The 14,298-nt window shown below is 70.5% G+C and carries 11 protein-coding genes; 2 read left to right on the top strand and 9 right to left on the bottom strand.

Translation table 11 applies throughout. The features are described 5' to 3' along the window. Nucleotides 1–62: 62 nt before the first annotated feature. The 3 genes from ncot_RS00455 to ncot_RS00445 form a co-directional block, all read right to left on the bottom strand. The gene (locus ncot_RS00455; RefSeq protein ID WP_168615825.1) at nucleotides 63–764 is read right to left on the bottom strand and encodes a hypothetical protein; all 702 of its coding nucleotides are present in this window, start codon (nucleotides 762–764) and stop codon (nucleotides 63–65) included. Then, on the bottom strand, nucleotides 761–3,466 hold the full coding sequence (locus ncot_RS00450; RefSeq protein ID WP_240938207.1) for a DEAD/DEAH box helicase: 2,706 nt from the start codon (nucleotides 3,464–3,466) through the stop codon (nucleotides 761–763). Before ncot_RS00450 ends, ncot_RS00455 begins: the two co-directional genes overlap by 4 nt. A 125-nt stretch (nucleotides 3,467–3,591) precedes the next feature. After that, complete coding sequence (locus ncot_RS00445) at nucleotides 3,592–5,052, bottom strand: M28 family peptidase (RefSeq protein ID WP_168615823.1); 1,461 nt, start codon at nucleotides 5,050–5,052, stop codon at nucleotides 3,592–3,594. A gap of 119 nt (nucleotides 5,053–5,171) precedes the next feature. Between ncot_RS00445 and ncot_RS00440 the strand changes: the two genes are divergently transcribed. Next, nucleotides 5,172–5,660 (top strand): glutathione peroxidase, encoded by a 489-nt coding sequence (locus tag ncot_RS00440; RefSeq protein ID WP_168615822.1) that lies wholly within the window; start codon nucleotides 5,172–5,174, stop codon nucleotides 5,658–5,660. 88 nt (nucleotides 5,661–5,748) lie between these two features. Further along, nucleotides 5,749–7,320 carry a DHA2 family efflux MFS transporter permease subunit gene (locus ncot_RS00435; protein WP_240937999.1) on the top strand — a complete coding sequence of 524 codons (1,572 nt, stop codon included), beginning with the start codon at nucleotides 5,749–5,751 and terminating at the stop codon, nucleotides 7,318–7,320. A 95-nt stretch (nucleotides 7,321–7,415) separates the two neighbouring features. On the opposite strand, the gene ncot_RS00430 is transcribed toward ncot_RS00435, so the two are convergent. The 6 genes from ncot_RS00430 to ncot_RS00405 all read right to left on the bottom strand — a co-directional run bounded on the left by ncot_RS00430 (nucleotide 7,416) and on the right by ncot_RS00405 (nucleotide 14,277). Further along, nucleotides 7,416–7,865, bottom strand: a complete 450-nt coding sequence (locus tag ncot_RS00430; RefSeq protein ID WP_168615821.1) for a DoxX family protein — start codon at nucleotides 7,863–7,865, stop codon at nucleotides 7,416–7,418. A 126-nt stretch (nucleotides 7,866–7,991) separates the two neighbouring features. Next, nucleotides 7,992–10,193, bottom strand: a complete 2,202-nt coding sequence (locus tag ncot_RS00425; RefSeq protein WP_168615820.1) for a DEAD/DEAH box helicase — start codon at nucleotides 10,191–10,193, stop codon at nucleotides 7,992–7,994. Nucleotides 10,194–10,369: 176 nt separating this feature from the next. Then, on the bottom strand, nucleotides 10,370–10,864 hold the full coding sequence (tpx, locus tag ncot_RS00420; RefSeq protein ID WP_168615819.1) for a thiol peroxidase: 495 nt from the start codon (nucleotides 10,862–10,864) through the stop codon (nucleotides 10,370–10,372). A gap of 42 nt (nucleotides 10,865–10,906) precedes the next feature. Further along, nucleotides 10,907–11,380, bottom strand: a complete 474-nt coding sequence (locus ncot_RS00415) for a universal stress protein (RefSeq protein ID WP_168615818.1) — start codon at nucleotides 11,378–11,380, stop codon at nucleotides 10,907–10,909. A gap of 88 nt (nucleotides 11,381–11,468) precedes the next feature. Then, the gene (locus ncot_RS00410) at nucleotides 11,469–12,263 is read right to left on the bottom strand and encodes a 2-phosphosulfolactate phosphatase (RefSeq protein ID WP_240937998.1); all 795 of its coding nucleotides are present in this window, start codon (nucleotides 12,261–12,263) and stop codon (nucleotides 11,469–11,471) included. Nucleotides 12,264–12,318: 55 nt separating this feature from the next. Then, nucleotides 12,319–14,277 carry a M13-type metalloendopeptidase gene (locus ncot_RS00405; protein WP_168615817.1) on the bottom strand — a complete coding sequence of 653 codons (1,959 nt, stop codon included), beginning with the start codon at nucleotides 14,275–14,277 and terminating at the stop codon, nucleotides 12,319–12,321. Nucleotides 14,278–14,298 lie beyond the last annotated feature (21 nt).

Genomic DNA, 14,298 nt, shown 5'->3' with positions numbered 1-14,298 from the left:
CACGACAGCGGCCGTCCTGGTCACGGGGTGGCCGCTGTCGTCAAAAACCCACGGTTCGCGCATCAGAGCAGGGGGCTCACGTCTTCGCCCTGTTCGAGTCCGGCGAGGATGCGGGCGGCTCGTCGGGCAGCGTCCACACCCACCTCGACATCAGCGGCGGCCGCTTCGTCCTGGGCGTCGTCCGGCCCGGCCCGACCATTGGTCGGCGTCCGCAGGGTTCGTTCGTGGAGCGCGGCGAGCAGCTCCTCCCGGGAGAGGCCACGCAGGTGCAGCAGCGCCAACGGGTCGTCGCCGATCAGCCAGGTCAGCTGGGTGAGCACGGCCAGCCCGTGCGGGCAGGGCTGGGCCCAGGCGTCGCACGAGCAGGACGCGGAGAACTCGCCGCCGTAGGGCAGCAGCTCGACCCCGGCGTCCTCGGCGTCCTCGACCAGCTGGTGGGCGAGCTCGCCGGCGAGCAACCCGGCGATCCGGCCGGACTCGGCCGCGACCAGCTCGACGAAGGTGGCCGAGGCCTCGGGGGACAGCGTCGGCAGGGCGATCGACACGGTCCAGGCATCGTCGCCCTGGTGCACCGCCGCGAAGAGCGAGCCCTTGTCGATGGTCAGCGCGCCGACCCGGCCCCCGCGGGCGAGCGACCGCCCGGCACGCAGGTCGTTGGAGTGGTACGCCGCCTCCTCGACGGCCCGGGCCACCGCCTTGCTCCACCACGGGGTCGGCCGGGAGCCACGCCGTGGCGCGAAACGAGGGTGGGTGACCGCACTCAATCGGAGCTCCGCAGCGTGACCAGGTCGCGGAGCTCGGCGTTGCTGAGCTCGGTCAGCCCGGCCTCTCCGCGCGCCAGCACGGAGTCGGCCAGGGACCGCTTGTGGGCCAGCAGCTCGGCGATGCGTTCCTCGATCGTGCCCTGGGTGATCAGGCGGTGCACCTGCACCGCCCGGGTCTGGCCGATCCGGTAGGCCCGGTCGGTCGCCTGCTCCTCGACGGCGGGGTTCCACCAGCGGTCGAAGTGGATGACGTGATCGGCCGCGGTCAGGTTCAGCCCGGTGCCGCCGGCCTTCAGTGACAGCAGGAAGACCGGCGTCTCCCCGGCCTGGAACCGGTCGACCATCGCCGAGCGCTCGCGCACCGGGGTGCCGCCGTGCAGGAACTGGGTGGGGACGCCGGTCGCCTCGAGGTGCTGCTCGAGCAGCCGCGCCATCTGGACGTACTGCGTGAAGACCAGCACCCCGCCGTCCTCGGCGAGCACGGTGCCGAGCAGCTCGTCGATGAGGTCGAGCTTCTCGGAGCGGCCGGAGAGGCGCGAGCTGGCCTGCTTGAGGTAGTGCGCCGGGTGGTTGCAGATCTGCTTCAGCCCGGTGAGCAGCTGCAGGACGAGTCCGCGCCGTGCGTGCTCGTCGGCGCGCTCGATGCGCTCCATCGACTCGCGGACGAGTGCCTCGTAGAGCACGGCCTGCTCGCGGGTGAGCCGCAGCGGGTGGTCGGTCTCGGTCTTGGCGGGCAGCTCCGGCGCGATGCCGGGGTCGGACTTGCGCCGGCGCAGCAGGAACGGCTGGATGAGGTCGGCGAACTGACGTGCCTTGGTCGGCTCGAGCCCGGACTCGATCGGCCCCGCCCACACCTTGCGGAAGGCGTTGCGCGAGCCGAGCAACCCCGGGATCGCCCAGTCGAGGATCGCCCACAGCTCGGTGAGGTTGTTCTCCACCGGCGTGCCGCTGAGTGCGATGCGGGCCGTGCTGTCCAGCGTGCGCAGGGCCCGAGCCGTCGAGGACTGCGGGTTCTTCACGTGTTGCGCCTCGTCGGCCACGACCAGGTCCCACCGGACAGCGGCCAGCTCGCGCTTGCCCTTGGGCTGGCTGTCGGTGCGCATCGTGCCGTAGGTCGTCAGCACGAAGCCGTCGCTGAGCCCCTCGAGGGTGCGGGAACCGCCGTGGAAGCGGCGGACCGAGGTGCCGGGGGCGAAGCGCCTGATCTCGGCCTCCCAGTTGCCGAGCAACGAGGCCGGGCAGACCACCAGGACCGGCCCGGTGATGCCGAGGGAGCGGCGGTGCAGGTGCAGCGCGATCACCGTGATCGTCTTGCCCAGGCCCATGTCGTCGGCCAGGCAGGCGCCGAGCCCGAGGGAGGTCATCTCCGCCAGCCAGGTCAGCCCGTGGGCCTGGTAGTCGCGCAGGGTGGCCTGCAGGCCGGACGGAGCGGGCACCGGCTCACGCGTGGCGGCAGTGAGGATCTGTTGACGCACCTTCTCGAGGGTGGCCCCGACGATCACCTTCTCCTCGACGTCGTCGACGGACACCTGGCCGGTCAGGGTGGCGGCCAGGGCCTGTGCCGGCTTCGCGGTGCGGATCAACCGCTTCCTGGCCCTGCGCGCGGTCTTCGGGTCGACCAGCATCCAGTTGTCGCGCAGCTTGATCATCGGGGTCGTCGCCTCGGCGAGCTGGTCCATCTCGTCGTCGGTGAGCGGGTCACCGTGCAGCGCCACCTGCCACTTGAAGCTGAACAACGACTCCGTGCCGAACAGCCCCTCGACCAGCGGTTCCTCCCGCTTGCCGTCGCCCGGCCGCAGCTCGGCGCGCGTCGTGAGGTCGCGCCCCAGCGAGCGTGGGAAGAGCACGTCGACCCCGCGCGCCTTGAGCGCCGGCAGGCCGTCGTCGAGCAGGCTGGCCAGCTCGACGGCGTCGAGGGTGATCTGGTCGGGCACCTGCAGCTCGAGCAGGCGCTCGAGCACCGGCCACGCCTCCGCGGCGCCGCGCAGGGCCTGCGTGGCGTGGATCTTCGCCCGGGAGCCGAAGCCGTGCGTGGCATCACTCGACGGCTCGGTCCACAACCGGGCGGCGTCGGCGAAGTGGAGGGAGTCCTGCTCGTCGTGGACCTGGAGCACCAGGCGCACGGTGCCGCCGATCAGCTCCTCCTCGTCGGCCTCCATGCGCAGCGTCAGGGCGACCAGCTGTGGCCGGTCGTCCGCGGCTTCGGGGTTGGCCAGTCGGGCCACCCGCTCCTGGATGCGACGGGTCACGTCTCCGGCGGGTTGTCGACGCGCGAAGGCCTTCGCGGAGGCGCCGGCCGGTCGGCGTACGACGGAGGTGGCGGGAGCCGACCTGGCCATCGCGTCGGCGACCGCATGCACCACCCCGCGCACCACGTCGACCGGCTCATCGACCTCCGCAGCGTGTCGCGACTCCGCCAACAGGCGCACCCGGTCCTCGTCGGCCGGGTCGAGCTCGGTGATCCGCCACCCGCCGGTGTCGGGCTCGATCTTGCCGGCCGCCACGAACTGCATGCCGAGCAGGGCCGCCCCGGCCAGCAGGGCCACGCTCGGGTGGATGTCGTCGCGCCCGCGCGCCTTGGTCAGCACCGGGAGGGCGGCCCGCATCGGCAGGCTGACGGTGCGTCGTTCGTCGCTGAACTCGACCAGGCTGTCGCGGGCCGGTGCGGCGACACGGAAGGTCGCGGGGCCAGTGACGGGCACGAAGCTCAAGCGAACCTCCAGGTCGACGGTAGATGCTAGACGCTAACGCGCGGCGCCGACACTTCGTTCCCGGCGCCCCTGCCGGACGGGCAGTGCGGCGCGCAGCATCGCGACCGGTCGGCGGCTCAGCTGCCCTTCAGCGACACGTCGTCGACCACGAAGTCGGTGGCCAGGTAGGCGTCCTCCACGCCGGTGAACGTGAGCGCCGCCGTCTCACCGGCGTACGCCGTCAGGTCCAGCGTCACCTGGCGGTAGCCGCCGGCGTCGAGGTTCGACCAGGTGTCCAGCGTCGTCGAGCCGAGCTGCAGCCGGAACGTGTCGTAGGCGCGGGACGACGTGTCCTCGTCGGTGTCGATCTTCAACCAGAACGACAGCTGCCCGTCCCCCGGCACCGTCACGACCTGGGACGCGGTGTCGGTGTGGGCCCGGCCGTAGCCGTTGAACCAGGCCTTGGTCGAGCCGGCGTGAGCGGGCTGGCCCGCGTCAGTGCTGATCACGCCCGTCGTGGCCTGCCACCCGGTCGATCCGTACTCGAAGCCGCCGTTGGTGATCGCGTCGTCACCGGTCGGTGGCTCGGTGGTCCCGCCGCCGAAGTCGTGGGCACTCCAGTCCGCGAGGGTCTGTGCGATCAGGTCGGTGTTGAGGTCCAACGCGGCCGTGTCGAGGTTGTCGATGTCGTCGCAGGCGGAGTGGTAGCAGGGGTCGAACGCCTCGTTGGCCTGCCCGCCCCACTTGGCGGCCTGGGTGGAGGTCTTGTGTCCCTCCGCTCCGGAGAACGTGCCGGCCGTCGGGATGCCGCGCTGCATGAAGGCGGCGTGGTCGGAACGACCGTCCACGTCGATGTGGTCGGAGTCGATGCCCGCGTCGGCGTACGCCGTGGTGAGGCCGTCGCGCAGCTCCGTGCCGTTGGGGTCGTCGTGGTAGACGAAGTAGCCAGGGTTCGGCGAGGCCACCATGTCGAAGTTGAAGTACACCGCCAGCTCGTCGACCTGCGCCTGGGTGAGGGTGTCGACGTAGTGCGTGGAGCCGAGCAGGCCCAGCTCCTCGGCGCCCCAGAACCCGAAGCGCACGTGGTTGCGCGGCGACGGACTGCTCTCGGCGAAGGACAGGGCGCTGGCCAGGATCGCCGCCGAGCCGCTCCCGTTGTCGTTGATCCCCGGACCGGCGGAGACGCTGTCGAGGTGACCGCCCATCATCACCGTGTGGTCGGTGTCCCCGCCCGGCCAGTCGGCGATCAGGTTGTAGGAGGTGCCGTACCTCGTGCTGAACGACTCGACCCGGGTGGTGAACCCGGCCGCGTCGAGCTCCGCCCGGACGTAGTCGACCGAGGCCCGGTAGCCGGGCTCACCGGTGGCACGGTTGCCACCGTGGGCGTCCGCGATCGACTGCAGCTCCCGGAGGTGGACCATCACCTCGTTGAGCGGGACGTCGGTCGCGTCCCGGACGGGGGCCACGTCCTGCACCTGGCTGGTCCTGGGGACGAGGGGTGCGGCTGGCTGTGCGTCGGCCGTGCCGGCGAGGGCGGGCACTGCCGCAAGGGCGGCAGCTCCGACCAGGCAGGCGAGCCGAGGGCGAACGGGTGTCATCAAGGTTTCTCCCGAGAGGTGAGGTGTGATCCCGGTCCACCCTTGGCCGTGCGCGGACGGCCGGCAAGAGAACCCCGAGCGTTGACTTTTGCCGTACGGCGCCCCGCTAGGCTCGCCGCATGAGCCTTCTCGACGCCCCCATCGCCCGACTCGACGGCACGTCCACCACGCTCGGCGAGATCACCGGCGGCAAGCCCGCACTGCTGGTCAACGTCGCCTCCAAGTGCGGCCTCACCCCGCAGTACACCGCTCTGGAGCAGCTCCACGAGCGGTACGCCGACCGCGGCTTCACCGTCGTCGGCATCCCGTGCAACCAGTTCGGCGGCCAGGAGCCCGGCACGTCCGACGAGATCGCCGAGTTCTGCTCGTCGACGTACGGCGTGACGTTCCCGATGACCGAGAAGGTCGACGTCAACGGGGACGACCGGCACCCGATCTATGCCGAGCTGACCGAGGTCCCCGACGAGGAGGGCGAGGCCGGGGACGTGCAGTGGAACTTCGAGAAGTTCCTGGTCGCCGCCGACGGCCAGGTCATCTCGCGCTTCCGACCCACCGTCACCCCCGACGACCCGCGCCTGGTCGACGGCGTCGAGGCGCTCACGTCCTGAGCGGCCCCTCGGGGACGTGAGTCACTTCACCCCCGATGCAGACAAAAGTCGGATGCGATGAAACGCTTCCGTTCCGTATCCTTCAGTGGTGTCTACCACCACCCCGGAGTCCAGCGCCCCCCAGACCAGCGCTCCCGCTGACGACGACAAGCTCGACAAGTCCGTCCTGATCGTGGCCGGCGTGGTCGTGCTCGGCGCGATCATGTCGATCCTCGACATCACGGTCGTGTCGGTCGCCCTCGAGACCTTCCAGAACGAGTTCGACGCCACCTCTGCCCAAGTCGCCTGGACCATGACCGGCTACACGCTGGCCCTCGCCTCCGTCATCCCCCTGACGGGGTGGGCCGCCGACAGGTTCGGCACCAAGCGCCTCTACCTGATCGCGGTGACCCTGTTCACCGCCGGTTCCGTGCTGTGCGCGACCGCCACCGGACTCGACCAGCTGGTGATCTACCGCGTGCTGCAGGGCCTCGGCGGCGGCATGTTGATGCCCCTGGGCATGACCATCCTGACCCGCGCCGCGGGCCCGCACCGGGTCGGTCGCGTGATGGCGATCCTCGGCATCCCGATGCTGCTCGGTCCGATCTTCGGCCCGATCCTCGGCGGCTGGCTGATCGACGCCGCCTCGTGGCACTGGATCTTCCTGATCAACCTGCCGATCGGCATCCTCGCCTTCGTCTACGCCTTCGTCGTGCTGCCCAAGGACCACGTCGAGCCCTCCGAGTCCTTCGACTGGCTCGGCATGGTCCTGCTCTCCCCCGGACTGGCTGCCTTCCTCTACGGCGTCTCGAGCATCCCCGAGGCCGGCACCGTCTGGGACGGTGAAGTGCTCATCCCCGCGATCATCGGCACTCTGCTGATCATCGCGTTCGTGCCGTGGGCGTTGGCAGGGAAGAACATCCACCCCCTGGTCGAGCTGCGGCTGTTCCAGAACCGGCAGATGACCATCGCAGTGATCGCGATGGCCCTCTTCGCGATCGCGTTCTTCGGTGCCAGCCTGCTGTTCCCGCTCTACTTCCAGCAGGTGCGCGGTGAGACCGCCCTGAAGGCCGGTCTGCTGCTGGCCCCGCAGGGCATCGGCGCGATGGTCACCATGCCGATCGCGGGCTTCATCGCCGACAAGCGTGGGCCCGGCAAGGTCGTCATGGTCGGCATCGCCCTGGTCACGATCGGCATGGCGATGTTCACCCAGCTCGGCGAGGACACGTCGTACCTGTTCATCATGGGCTCGCTGTTCGTGATGGGCCTGGGCATGGGGTCGACGATGATGCCGATCATGAGCTCGGCGCTGGCCACGCTCACCGACCACAACATCGCCCGCGGCTCGACGCTGATGAACATCACCCAGCAGGTCGCCGCCTCCATCGGCACCGCCCTCTTCTCGGTGGTGTTGACCAACCAGATCAAGAAGCACGACGAAGCCGGCATGTACCTGGGCCTGAAGGGCGCACTCTCCCAAGCCACGGGCGAGCAGGCGGCCCAGCTGCAGAAGCAGCTCGACGCCCTCGCTCCGACCGCCCTGCCCCTGCTGGCGGACTCGTTCGCGACGGTCTTCATCGTCGGCACCATCCTGGTCGGTTGCGTGCTGGTCCCGGCGTTCCTGCTGCCGCGCAAGCCCCCGGAGAAGCCGGTCGACCCGACGGCCATGGTCGGTCACTGAGCCTGACGCAGGAAAGGACGCGGATCGCAGTCATCAGGTGACTGCGATCCGCGTCCTTCGTCGTTCTCACGCCGCGCGGCTGCGCGGCACCAGGGTCAGGCGGTGGCCGGTGTGCTCACCGTGGAGCGGCGTCCGACCAGGCCGTCGAGGCTGAATCGGCCCGGGCCGACCAGGCCGATGACCAGGGCGGCAGCGCCCAGTGCGGCGACGAGCTCCCAGCCGCCATCGGCGACGAAGGGACCGGCCTCGCGGTGGGCGAACCAGAAGGCACCGACCATGTCCACGACCAGCAGGAGGCTCGCCACCGGTGTGAGCAGGCCGAGCACGAGCAGCACGCCGCCGCCGACCTCGATGGCGGCTGCGGCATACGCGGCGGCCTCGGGCAGCGGGACGCCCATCATGTCGAAGCTGGACGCGGTGCCCTCCATCCCGAACTCGGAGATCTTCTGCCACCCGTGCGCGATGAACAGGGCTCCGATGACGAGCCTGCCCAGGGCGAGCCCGGTGTCCTGGAGGGTCTGGGGAGTGCGGTTTCCGAGAAGCATGGAGTTCCTTCCTGGCGGGATCAACCACCAGATAGTTGTTGTTTCAACTAAGTGAACAGGACTCCACCCACGAACGTCCAGCTGAGCCCACTGTGGGCGATGTCACCCGCCCTGAGCGGGGCGGGATCAGCGGGTGCCGAGGGCCAGGGGGAGCACGTCGGTGGCACCGGCCTGCCTGAGCGCCCGGGCGGCAACGGTCATCGTCCAGCCGGTGTCGACGAGGTCGTCGAGCAACAGCACCGGCGCGGCCGGGATCTCCCCCTGCAGCTCGTGGCGGCGCAGCACGGCGGCCACCCGCTGGGCCGAGTTGGCCGCGCCCTGGCCCGGCTGGACCGACTGGTCGACGATCGCGAAGCGGCCGACCACCGGGACCTTGAGGAAGCGCGAGAGCCCGTCGGCGAAGTCCGCGGTCAGCTGCTGCTTGCGCCGCGACTCGACGAAGACGATGCCCTCCACGTGGGGACGCCAGTCGGAGAGCACCTCGACGACCGCCTTCACCAGCGGCACCGGGACCGGGCCGTCGGTGCCTGCCGGGGGTGCGCCGTCGTCGTCGAAGGGCAGGCCGGTGGAGGGATCGATCGCGGTGTCGGTGGGACCCGCGTCCCGGAACAGGTCGCGCAGGGCCTGCCCGTAGCCCAGGTCGGTCATCCGCGCCACGGCGCGACCCGTCGAGGCGCCGTCGGCGATCTTGCCCTTCAGCTCGATGCCGAGGTTGGCCAGCGCGGTCGGCCACATCTTGCGCCGGGCGACCTCGACGCCGGGCCGGGTCAGCTGGGAGTGGGCCTCGTCGAGCGAGGCCGCGGACACGTCGTCGCTGAACGCCACGCCCCCGCAGTTGTCGCAGCGACCACACGGACCGGCCACCTCGTCGTCGAGCTGCTGGCGCAAGAAGGTCATCCGGCACCCGGTCGTGGAGATGTAGTCGAGCATCGCCTGCTGCTCCCGATCGCGCGCCGCCTTCACCCGGTCGTAGCGCTCCTGGTCGTAGGCCCAGTCCTGACCGGTCGCCACCCAACCACCTTGGACGCGTTGCACGGCCCCGTCGACGTCGAGCACCTTCAGCATCATCTCGAGGCGCGAGCGACCCAGGTCGACGTACGTCTCGAGGGCGGGGGTGCCCAACGGCCGGTCGGAGCCGGCGAGGGCGGAGAGCACCTGGCGCACCTGCGGCTCGGGCGGGAAGGCCAGCGAGGCGAAGTACTTCCAGATGTCGCGGTCCTCGAGCGCCGGCAGCAGGACCACGTCGGCACGGGGCGTTCCGCGGCCGGCGCGACCGACCTGCTGGTAGTAGGCCACCGGCGACGACGGAGCCCCGACGTTGACCACGAAGCCGAGCGTGGCGTCGAAGCCCATGCCGAGCGCGCTGGTCGCCACCAGCGCCTTGACCCGGCCGGCGGCGAGGTCGGACTCCAGTGACTCGCGCTCGGTCGGGTCGGTCTGGCCCGAGTACGCCGCGACGGTGTGGCCACGGGCCCGCAGGAAGGCCGCGATCTCCTGGGTCTGCGCGACGGTGAGGGTGTAGATGATGCCCGAACCCTCGAGCTGCCCGAGGTGGTCGGCCAGCCAGCCCAGGCGCTGCTCCGGGGTCTTCAGCCTGACCGCGGCCAGGTGCAACGACTCGCGGTCGAGGGAGCCGCGTTGCACGAGGACGTCGTGGCCCAGCTGCTCGGCGACGTCGAGGGTGACCCGCTCGTTGGCGGTGGCCGTCGTCGCCAGCACCGGGATGCCGTCGCGCAGGTCGTCGAGCATGGTGCGGATCCGGCGGTAGTCGGGCCGGAAGTCGTGGCCCCAGTCGGAGATGCAGTGGGCCTCGTCGACCACCAGGAGCCCTGCGGTCGCGGCCAGGCGCGGCAGCACGTCGTCGCGGAACTTCGGGTTGTTGAGCCGCTCGGGCGACACGAGGAGGACGTCGACCTCCCCGGCACGGATCGCGCTCTCGATGCGGCTCCAGTCCTCGATGTTGGTCGAGTTGATCGTCACCGCATGGATCCCCGCGCGCTCGGCGGCACCGATCTGGTTGCGCATCAGCGCGAGCAGCGGCGAGACGATCACGGTCGGACCGGCGCCCTCCGCGCGCAGCAGCGCGGTGGCCACGAAGTAGACCGCCGACTTGCCCCAGCCGGTCTTCTGCACCACGAGGGCGCGACGCCTGTCGACGGCCAAGGCCTCGATCGCGGTCCACTGGTCCTCGCGCAGCCGCGCGTCGTCACGACCGACCAACGCCCTGAGGTGGCGCTCGGCGGCCTCGCGGGCCGAACGGCGTACGTCGGTGTCGGCAGCGGACGGTGCAGGAGTCTGGGAAGGAGTCTGGGAAGCGGCGGAGCTCATGCCCGCATGTCTACCAGCGGGCCACGACAGTCCGCTGGCCGCGTGGCGCCGGGCGCGCACGGCACTTCCCGGCCGAAATGGGTGCTGCCCGGCCGGTATTCCGGCCGGGCAGTGTCCATCTCACCGGGTACCCGGGGAGACGTGGAGGCTGGTGGGGTGTCTGGGGCGGGCCGGGGTCAGGCCAGGGCGCTGACCGCGGCGTCGTAGTCGGGCTCCTGGGTGATCTCGGGGACCAGCTCGGAGTGGACCACCGTGCCGTCGGCGTCGAGCACGACGACCGAGCGCGCCAGCAGTCCGGCCATCGGGCCGTCAGCCATGGTCACGCCGAAGTCCTCCCCGAAGGAGGAGCGGAACGCGGAGCCGACCTTGACACCCTCGATGCCCTCGGCGCCGCAGAACCGGGCCTGCGCGAACGGCAGGTCCTTGGACACGTTGACGACCGTGGTGTTCTCGAGGCCGGCGGCGAGCTCGTTGAACTTGCGCACGCTGGCCGCGCAGACGCCGGTGTCGATCGACGGGAAGATGTTGAGGACGGTGCGTCCGGAGACGTCGCCGGAGGCCAGGGCCGCGAGGCCCTCACCGACGAGGTCGTAGGCCGGCGCGGAGGCGCCGACGGCCGGCAGCTCGCCGACCGTGTTGACGGGGGATCCCTTGAATGCAGTGGTAGCCATGACCCATTCCTACACGGTCGGGTCGAACCCTGCGCGCGGTGGTCAGTCCTTGGGTGCCGGGACGACGGTGACCGGGACCGGCGAGTTGCGCACGACCTGGTCGGCGGTGGACCCGAACACCAGGCCCCGGAAGCCACCCGCGCCGCGCGCCCCGACGACGAGCAGGTCGACGTCGGCGGCGTGCTCGAGGAGCTTGGCCGAGGACTGGCCCTGGGCGGTGTGCAGCTCGACGCGTACGCCGTCAGGCACCGTCCACGTCTCGCGCTCGCTGCGCAGCTGCTCGAGGACGGCGTCGCCGAACTCCTTCACCGGCGGCACGTAGCCGCCGGTCATCGACGCCGGTCGCGGCGCGGTGGTCAGGCCCCAGGAGCGGAGCACGTGCACCGTCCAGCCGGTCAGCTCGGCGACCTTCAGCGCCCAGTCGACGGCGACCTTCGCGCCCGGCGAGGAGTCGTAGCCGACCAGGATCCCGCCCTTGATCGCGCTGGTGCCGGTGGCGTCCGCCTGCTCTTCCATGGTGCCTCCCTCGGTGATGCCCCGAATGCTAGCGCGCGCGAACCATCCCCTCGACCGTCCGATCGACCGTCCACTCGACTGGCGTGCCTCAGGACGGGGCAGCCGTGAAGGACCCGTCGCGCAGGAGCGGCACGACATCGGTGTCGTCGAGCCCGGCGGCGACGTCCACGTCGTCGGCGAAGCCCTTGTTGACCAGCTCCCGGCCGCTGGCGCAGGAGCGCAGCTCGTCGGGGAGGTCGGCGGCGACCGCGCGGAACGCCCGCTCGGCCATCCGCGCCTCCGGCGAGAGCCCGTCGACCCCGAGGTCGACGAGGGCGGCCAGCACGGCGCCCGCGCCCCACAGGTCCTCGGCGCAGGGGCGCAACGTGTCGTCGGGCCAGCGCTCCCCCGCGGCGACCACCGCCACGGTCGACGTCCGTCCCCGCGACCATGCCTCGCGGGCGAGGTGGGCCGCGACGGCGTGCCGGTTGCGCAGGCTCGCCGCGACCACCTCCGCGCCGTCGTCGGCGATCGCGTCGCAGATCGTGGAGCCGTTGGGGCTGGGCAGCACCAGCTTGGTGAGGTCGCCGGCCCGTTGCAGCGAGGCGGGCGACAGGGAGACGTGCCTGCCCTCGAAGGCGAGTGCCTCGAAGCGCCCCACGGCCAGGGTGGCCCCCACCCTCATCGCCAGCTCCTTGGCACGGGCGTTGCGCCACCGGAAGGGGAAGACCTCGATGCCACGCTCGACGGCCACCGTGACCGAGGTGGTGAACGAGAGCACGTCGACCACCACGGCGTACGAGCACCCGCTGAGTGCTGCGGCACCGACCGGCCCCCACTCGAACCTGACGTCGTAGGACGCCTGCCGGTGGGCCGGGTCGAACTCGTCACTCTCCACTGTCACGGCACCGTTCTACACGCTCGGTCCTCGCCGCGCCTGCCGTCGGACGACCAGGAGGTCACCAGATCCGGACCCGCTGCTCCGGGTCGAGCCACAGGCCGTCGCCCGGGCTGGTGGCGAAGGCGGTGTGGAACTCGTCGAGGTTGCGCACGATGTTCGCGCGGAACTCCGGCGGGCTGTGCGGGTCGATGGTGAGGTACTGCTGCTCCTGCTCCTTGCGCCGCTTGGTGCGCCAGCAGTACGCCCAGTTCATGAAGAGTCGCTGCGACCCCGTCACGTCTGCGGGGGCTCCTTCGACCGGCGCACCCAAGGAGATCTGGTAGGCCTTGTGACCGATGGTGAGGCCACCGAGGTCGCCGATGTTCTCACCGACGGTGAGCGCACCGTTCACCTTCTCCCCCGGCAGGTTGCGCGGCTCGAAGCCGTCGTACTGCTCGATCAGGGTCTTGCTCTTGACCTCGAAGGCAGCCTTGTCCTCGGGTGTCCACCAGTCGTTGAGGTTGCCGGCGCCGTCGTACTGCGCGCCCTGGTCGTCGAAGCCGTGGCCGATCTCGTGGCCGATGACGGAGCCGATGCCGCCGTAGTTCTCGGCCGGGTCGGCGTCGGGGCTGAAGAACGGCCGCTGCAGGATGCCGGCCGGGAAGCAGATCTCGTTCGTGCCGGGGTTGTAGTAGGCGTTGACGGTCTGCGGCAGCATGAACCACTCGTCGCGGTCGACGGGGGAACCGATCTTGGCCAGCTGGCGGTCGGTCTCGAAGGACGCGGCCGCTGCCACGTTGCCGACCAGGTCGTCGGCGCTGACCTGGAGCCCGGAGTAGTCGCGGAACTTCTCGGGGTAGCCGATCTTGGGCCGGAAGGTGTCGAGCTTCTCGTAGGCCTTCTGCTTGGTCTGCTCGGTCATCCAGTCGAGCGCCTCGATGGAGACCCGGTAGGCCTTGAGCAGGTTGTCCACCAGCTCGTCCATGAGCTCCTTGGAGCGCGGCGGGAAGTGGCGGGCGACGTATTCCTCGCCGACCGCTTCGCCGATCGAGCCCTCGACGAACGCGACCGCGCGCTTCCAGCGCTCACGCAGCTCGGGGGTGCCGTTGAGGGTGCGGCCGTAGAAGTCGAAGTTGGTCTCGACGAAGTCGTCGGTCAGGTAGGGGGCGCTCGAGCGCAGCACGCGGCTCAGGAACCAGGCCTGCCACTGCTCGATCGGCACCTCGTCGAGGACCGTCGACAGGTTCTGCAGGAACGAGGGCTGGCGCACACAGGTCTCGGCCAGGGTCTGCTCGTTGCCGCCGAGGTTGGTGGCGTAGGCCTTCCAGTCGAAGCTCGGCGCCAGCGCGACCAGCTCGTCGTACGTCGTGAGGTTGTAGGTCTTCTGCACGTCCCGGGTCTCAGCACGCTCCCAGTGACCCTTGGCGATCCGGGTGTCGACGTCGAGGACGACGCGGGCGGCGCCGGCGGGGTCCTCGTGGGCGGCGAGGGTGAAGAGGCGCTCGAGGTAGGCGACGTACTTCTCGCGGACCTCGGCGAACTTGTCCTCGCGGTAGTAGGACTCGTCGGGCAGGCCGAGACCGCCCTGGCCGATGTTGAAGAGGTAGCGGTCGGAGTTCTTGTCGTCGGTGTCGACGAACGAACCGAACAGACCGGCGCCGCCGACCCGCTCGAACTCACCGATGAAGGCGGCCAGGTCACGGACGTCGCGCAGCCCGGCGACCGCGTTGATCAGCGGGGTGATCGTCGACAGGCCCCGCTCGTTGATCGTGTCGGTGTCCATGAACGAGGCGTAGAGCGCAGCGATCTTGGCGCCGCTCTCCGAGAGCTGCCCCGGGTCCGTGGACGCGAAGTCCTGGATGATCTCGCGGACCTGCTCCTCAGCGGCGTCGGCCAGCTGGACGAAGGGTCCCCAGCTGGATCGGTCGCTCGGGATCTCGGTCTCCTCGAGCCAGCGTCCGTTGACGTGGCCGAAGAGGTCGTCCTGGGGACGGATGTCGGAGTTCATGCCCGGTCGGGCGTCATCGAGAATGCTCACGTCGTCGACCCTAACCGAGCC

Source organism: Nocardioides sp. JQ2195 (assembly GCF_012272695.1).
Taxonomy (GTDB): Bacteria; Actinomycetota; Actinomycetes; order Propionibacteriales; family Nocardioidaceae; genus Nocardioides.
Note: the sequence above shows the minus strand (reverse complement) of the source record. Positions and strands in the feature narration are given on the sequence as shown.

Excerpts from the sequence above, each read along its gene's own strand:
- ncot_RS00445 (WP_168615823.1), bottom strand. The coding sequence starts at position 5,052 with ATGACACCCGTTCGCCCTCGGCTCGCCTGCCTGGTCGGAGCTGCCGCC.
- ncot_RS00440 (WP_168615822.1), top strand. The coding sequence starts at position 5,172 with ATGAGCCTTCTCGACGCCCCCATCGCCCGACTCGACGGCACGTCCACC.
- ncot_RS00430 (WP_168615821.1), bottom strand. The coding sequence starts at position 7,865 with ATGCTTCTCGGAAACCGCACTCCCCAGACCCTCCAGGACACCGGGCTC.
- ncot_RS00425 (WP_168615820.1), bottom strand. The coding sequence starts at position 10,193 with ATGAGCTCCGCCGCTTCCCAGACTCCTTCCCAGACTCCTGCACCGTCC.
- tpx (WP_168615819.1), bottom strand. The coding sequence starts at position 10,864 with ATGGCTACCACTGCATTCAAGGGATCCCCCGTCAACACGGTCGGCGAG.
- ncot_RS00415 (WP_168615818.1), bottom strand. The coding sequence starts at position 11,380 with ATGGAAGAGCAGGCGGACGCCACCGGCACCAGCGCGATCAAGGGCGGG.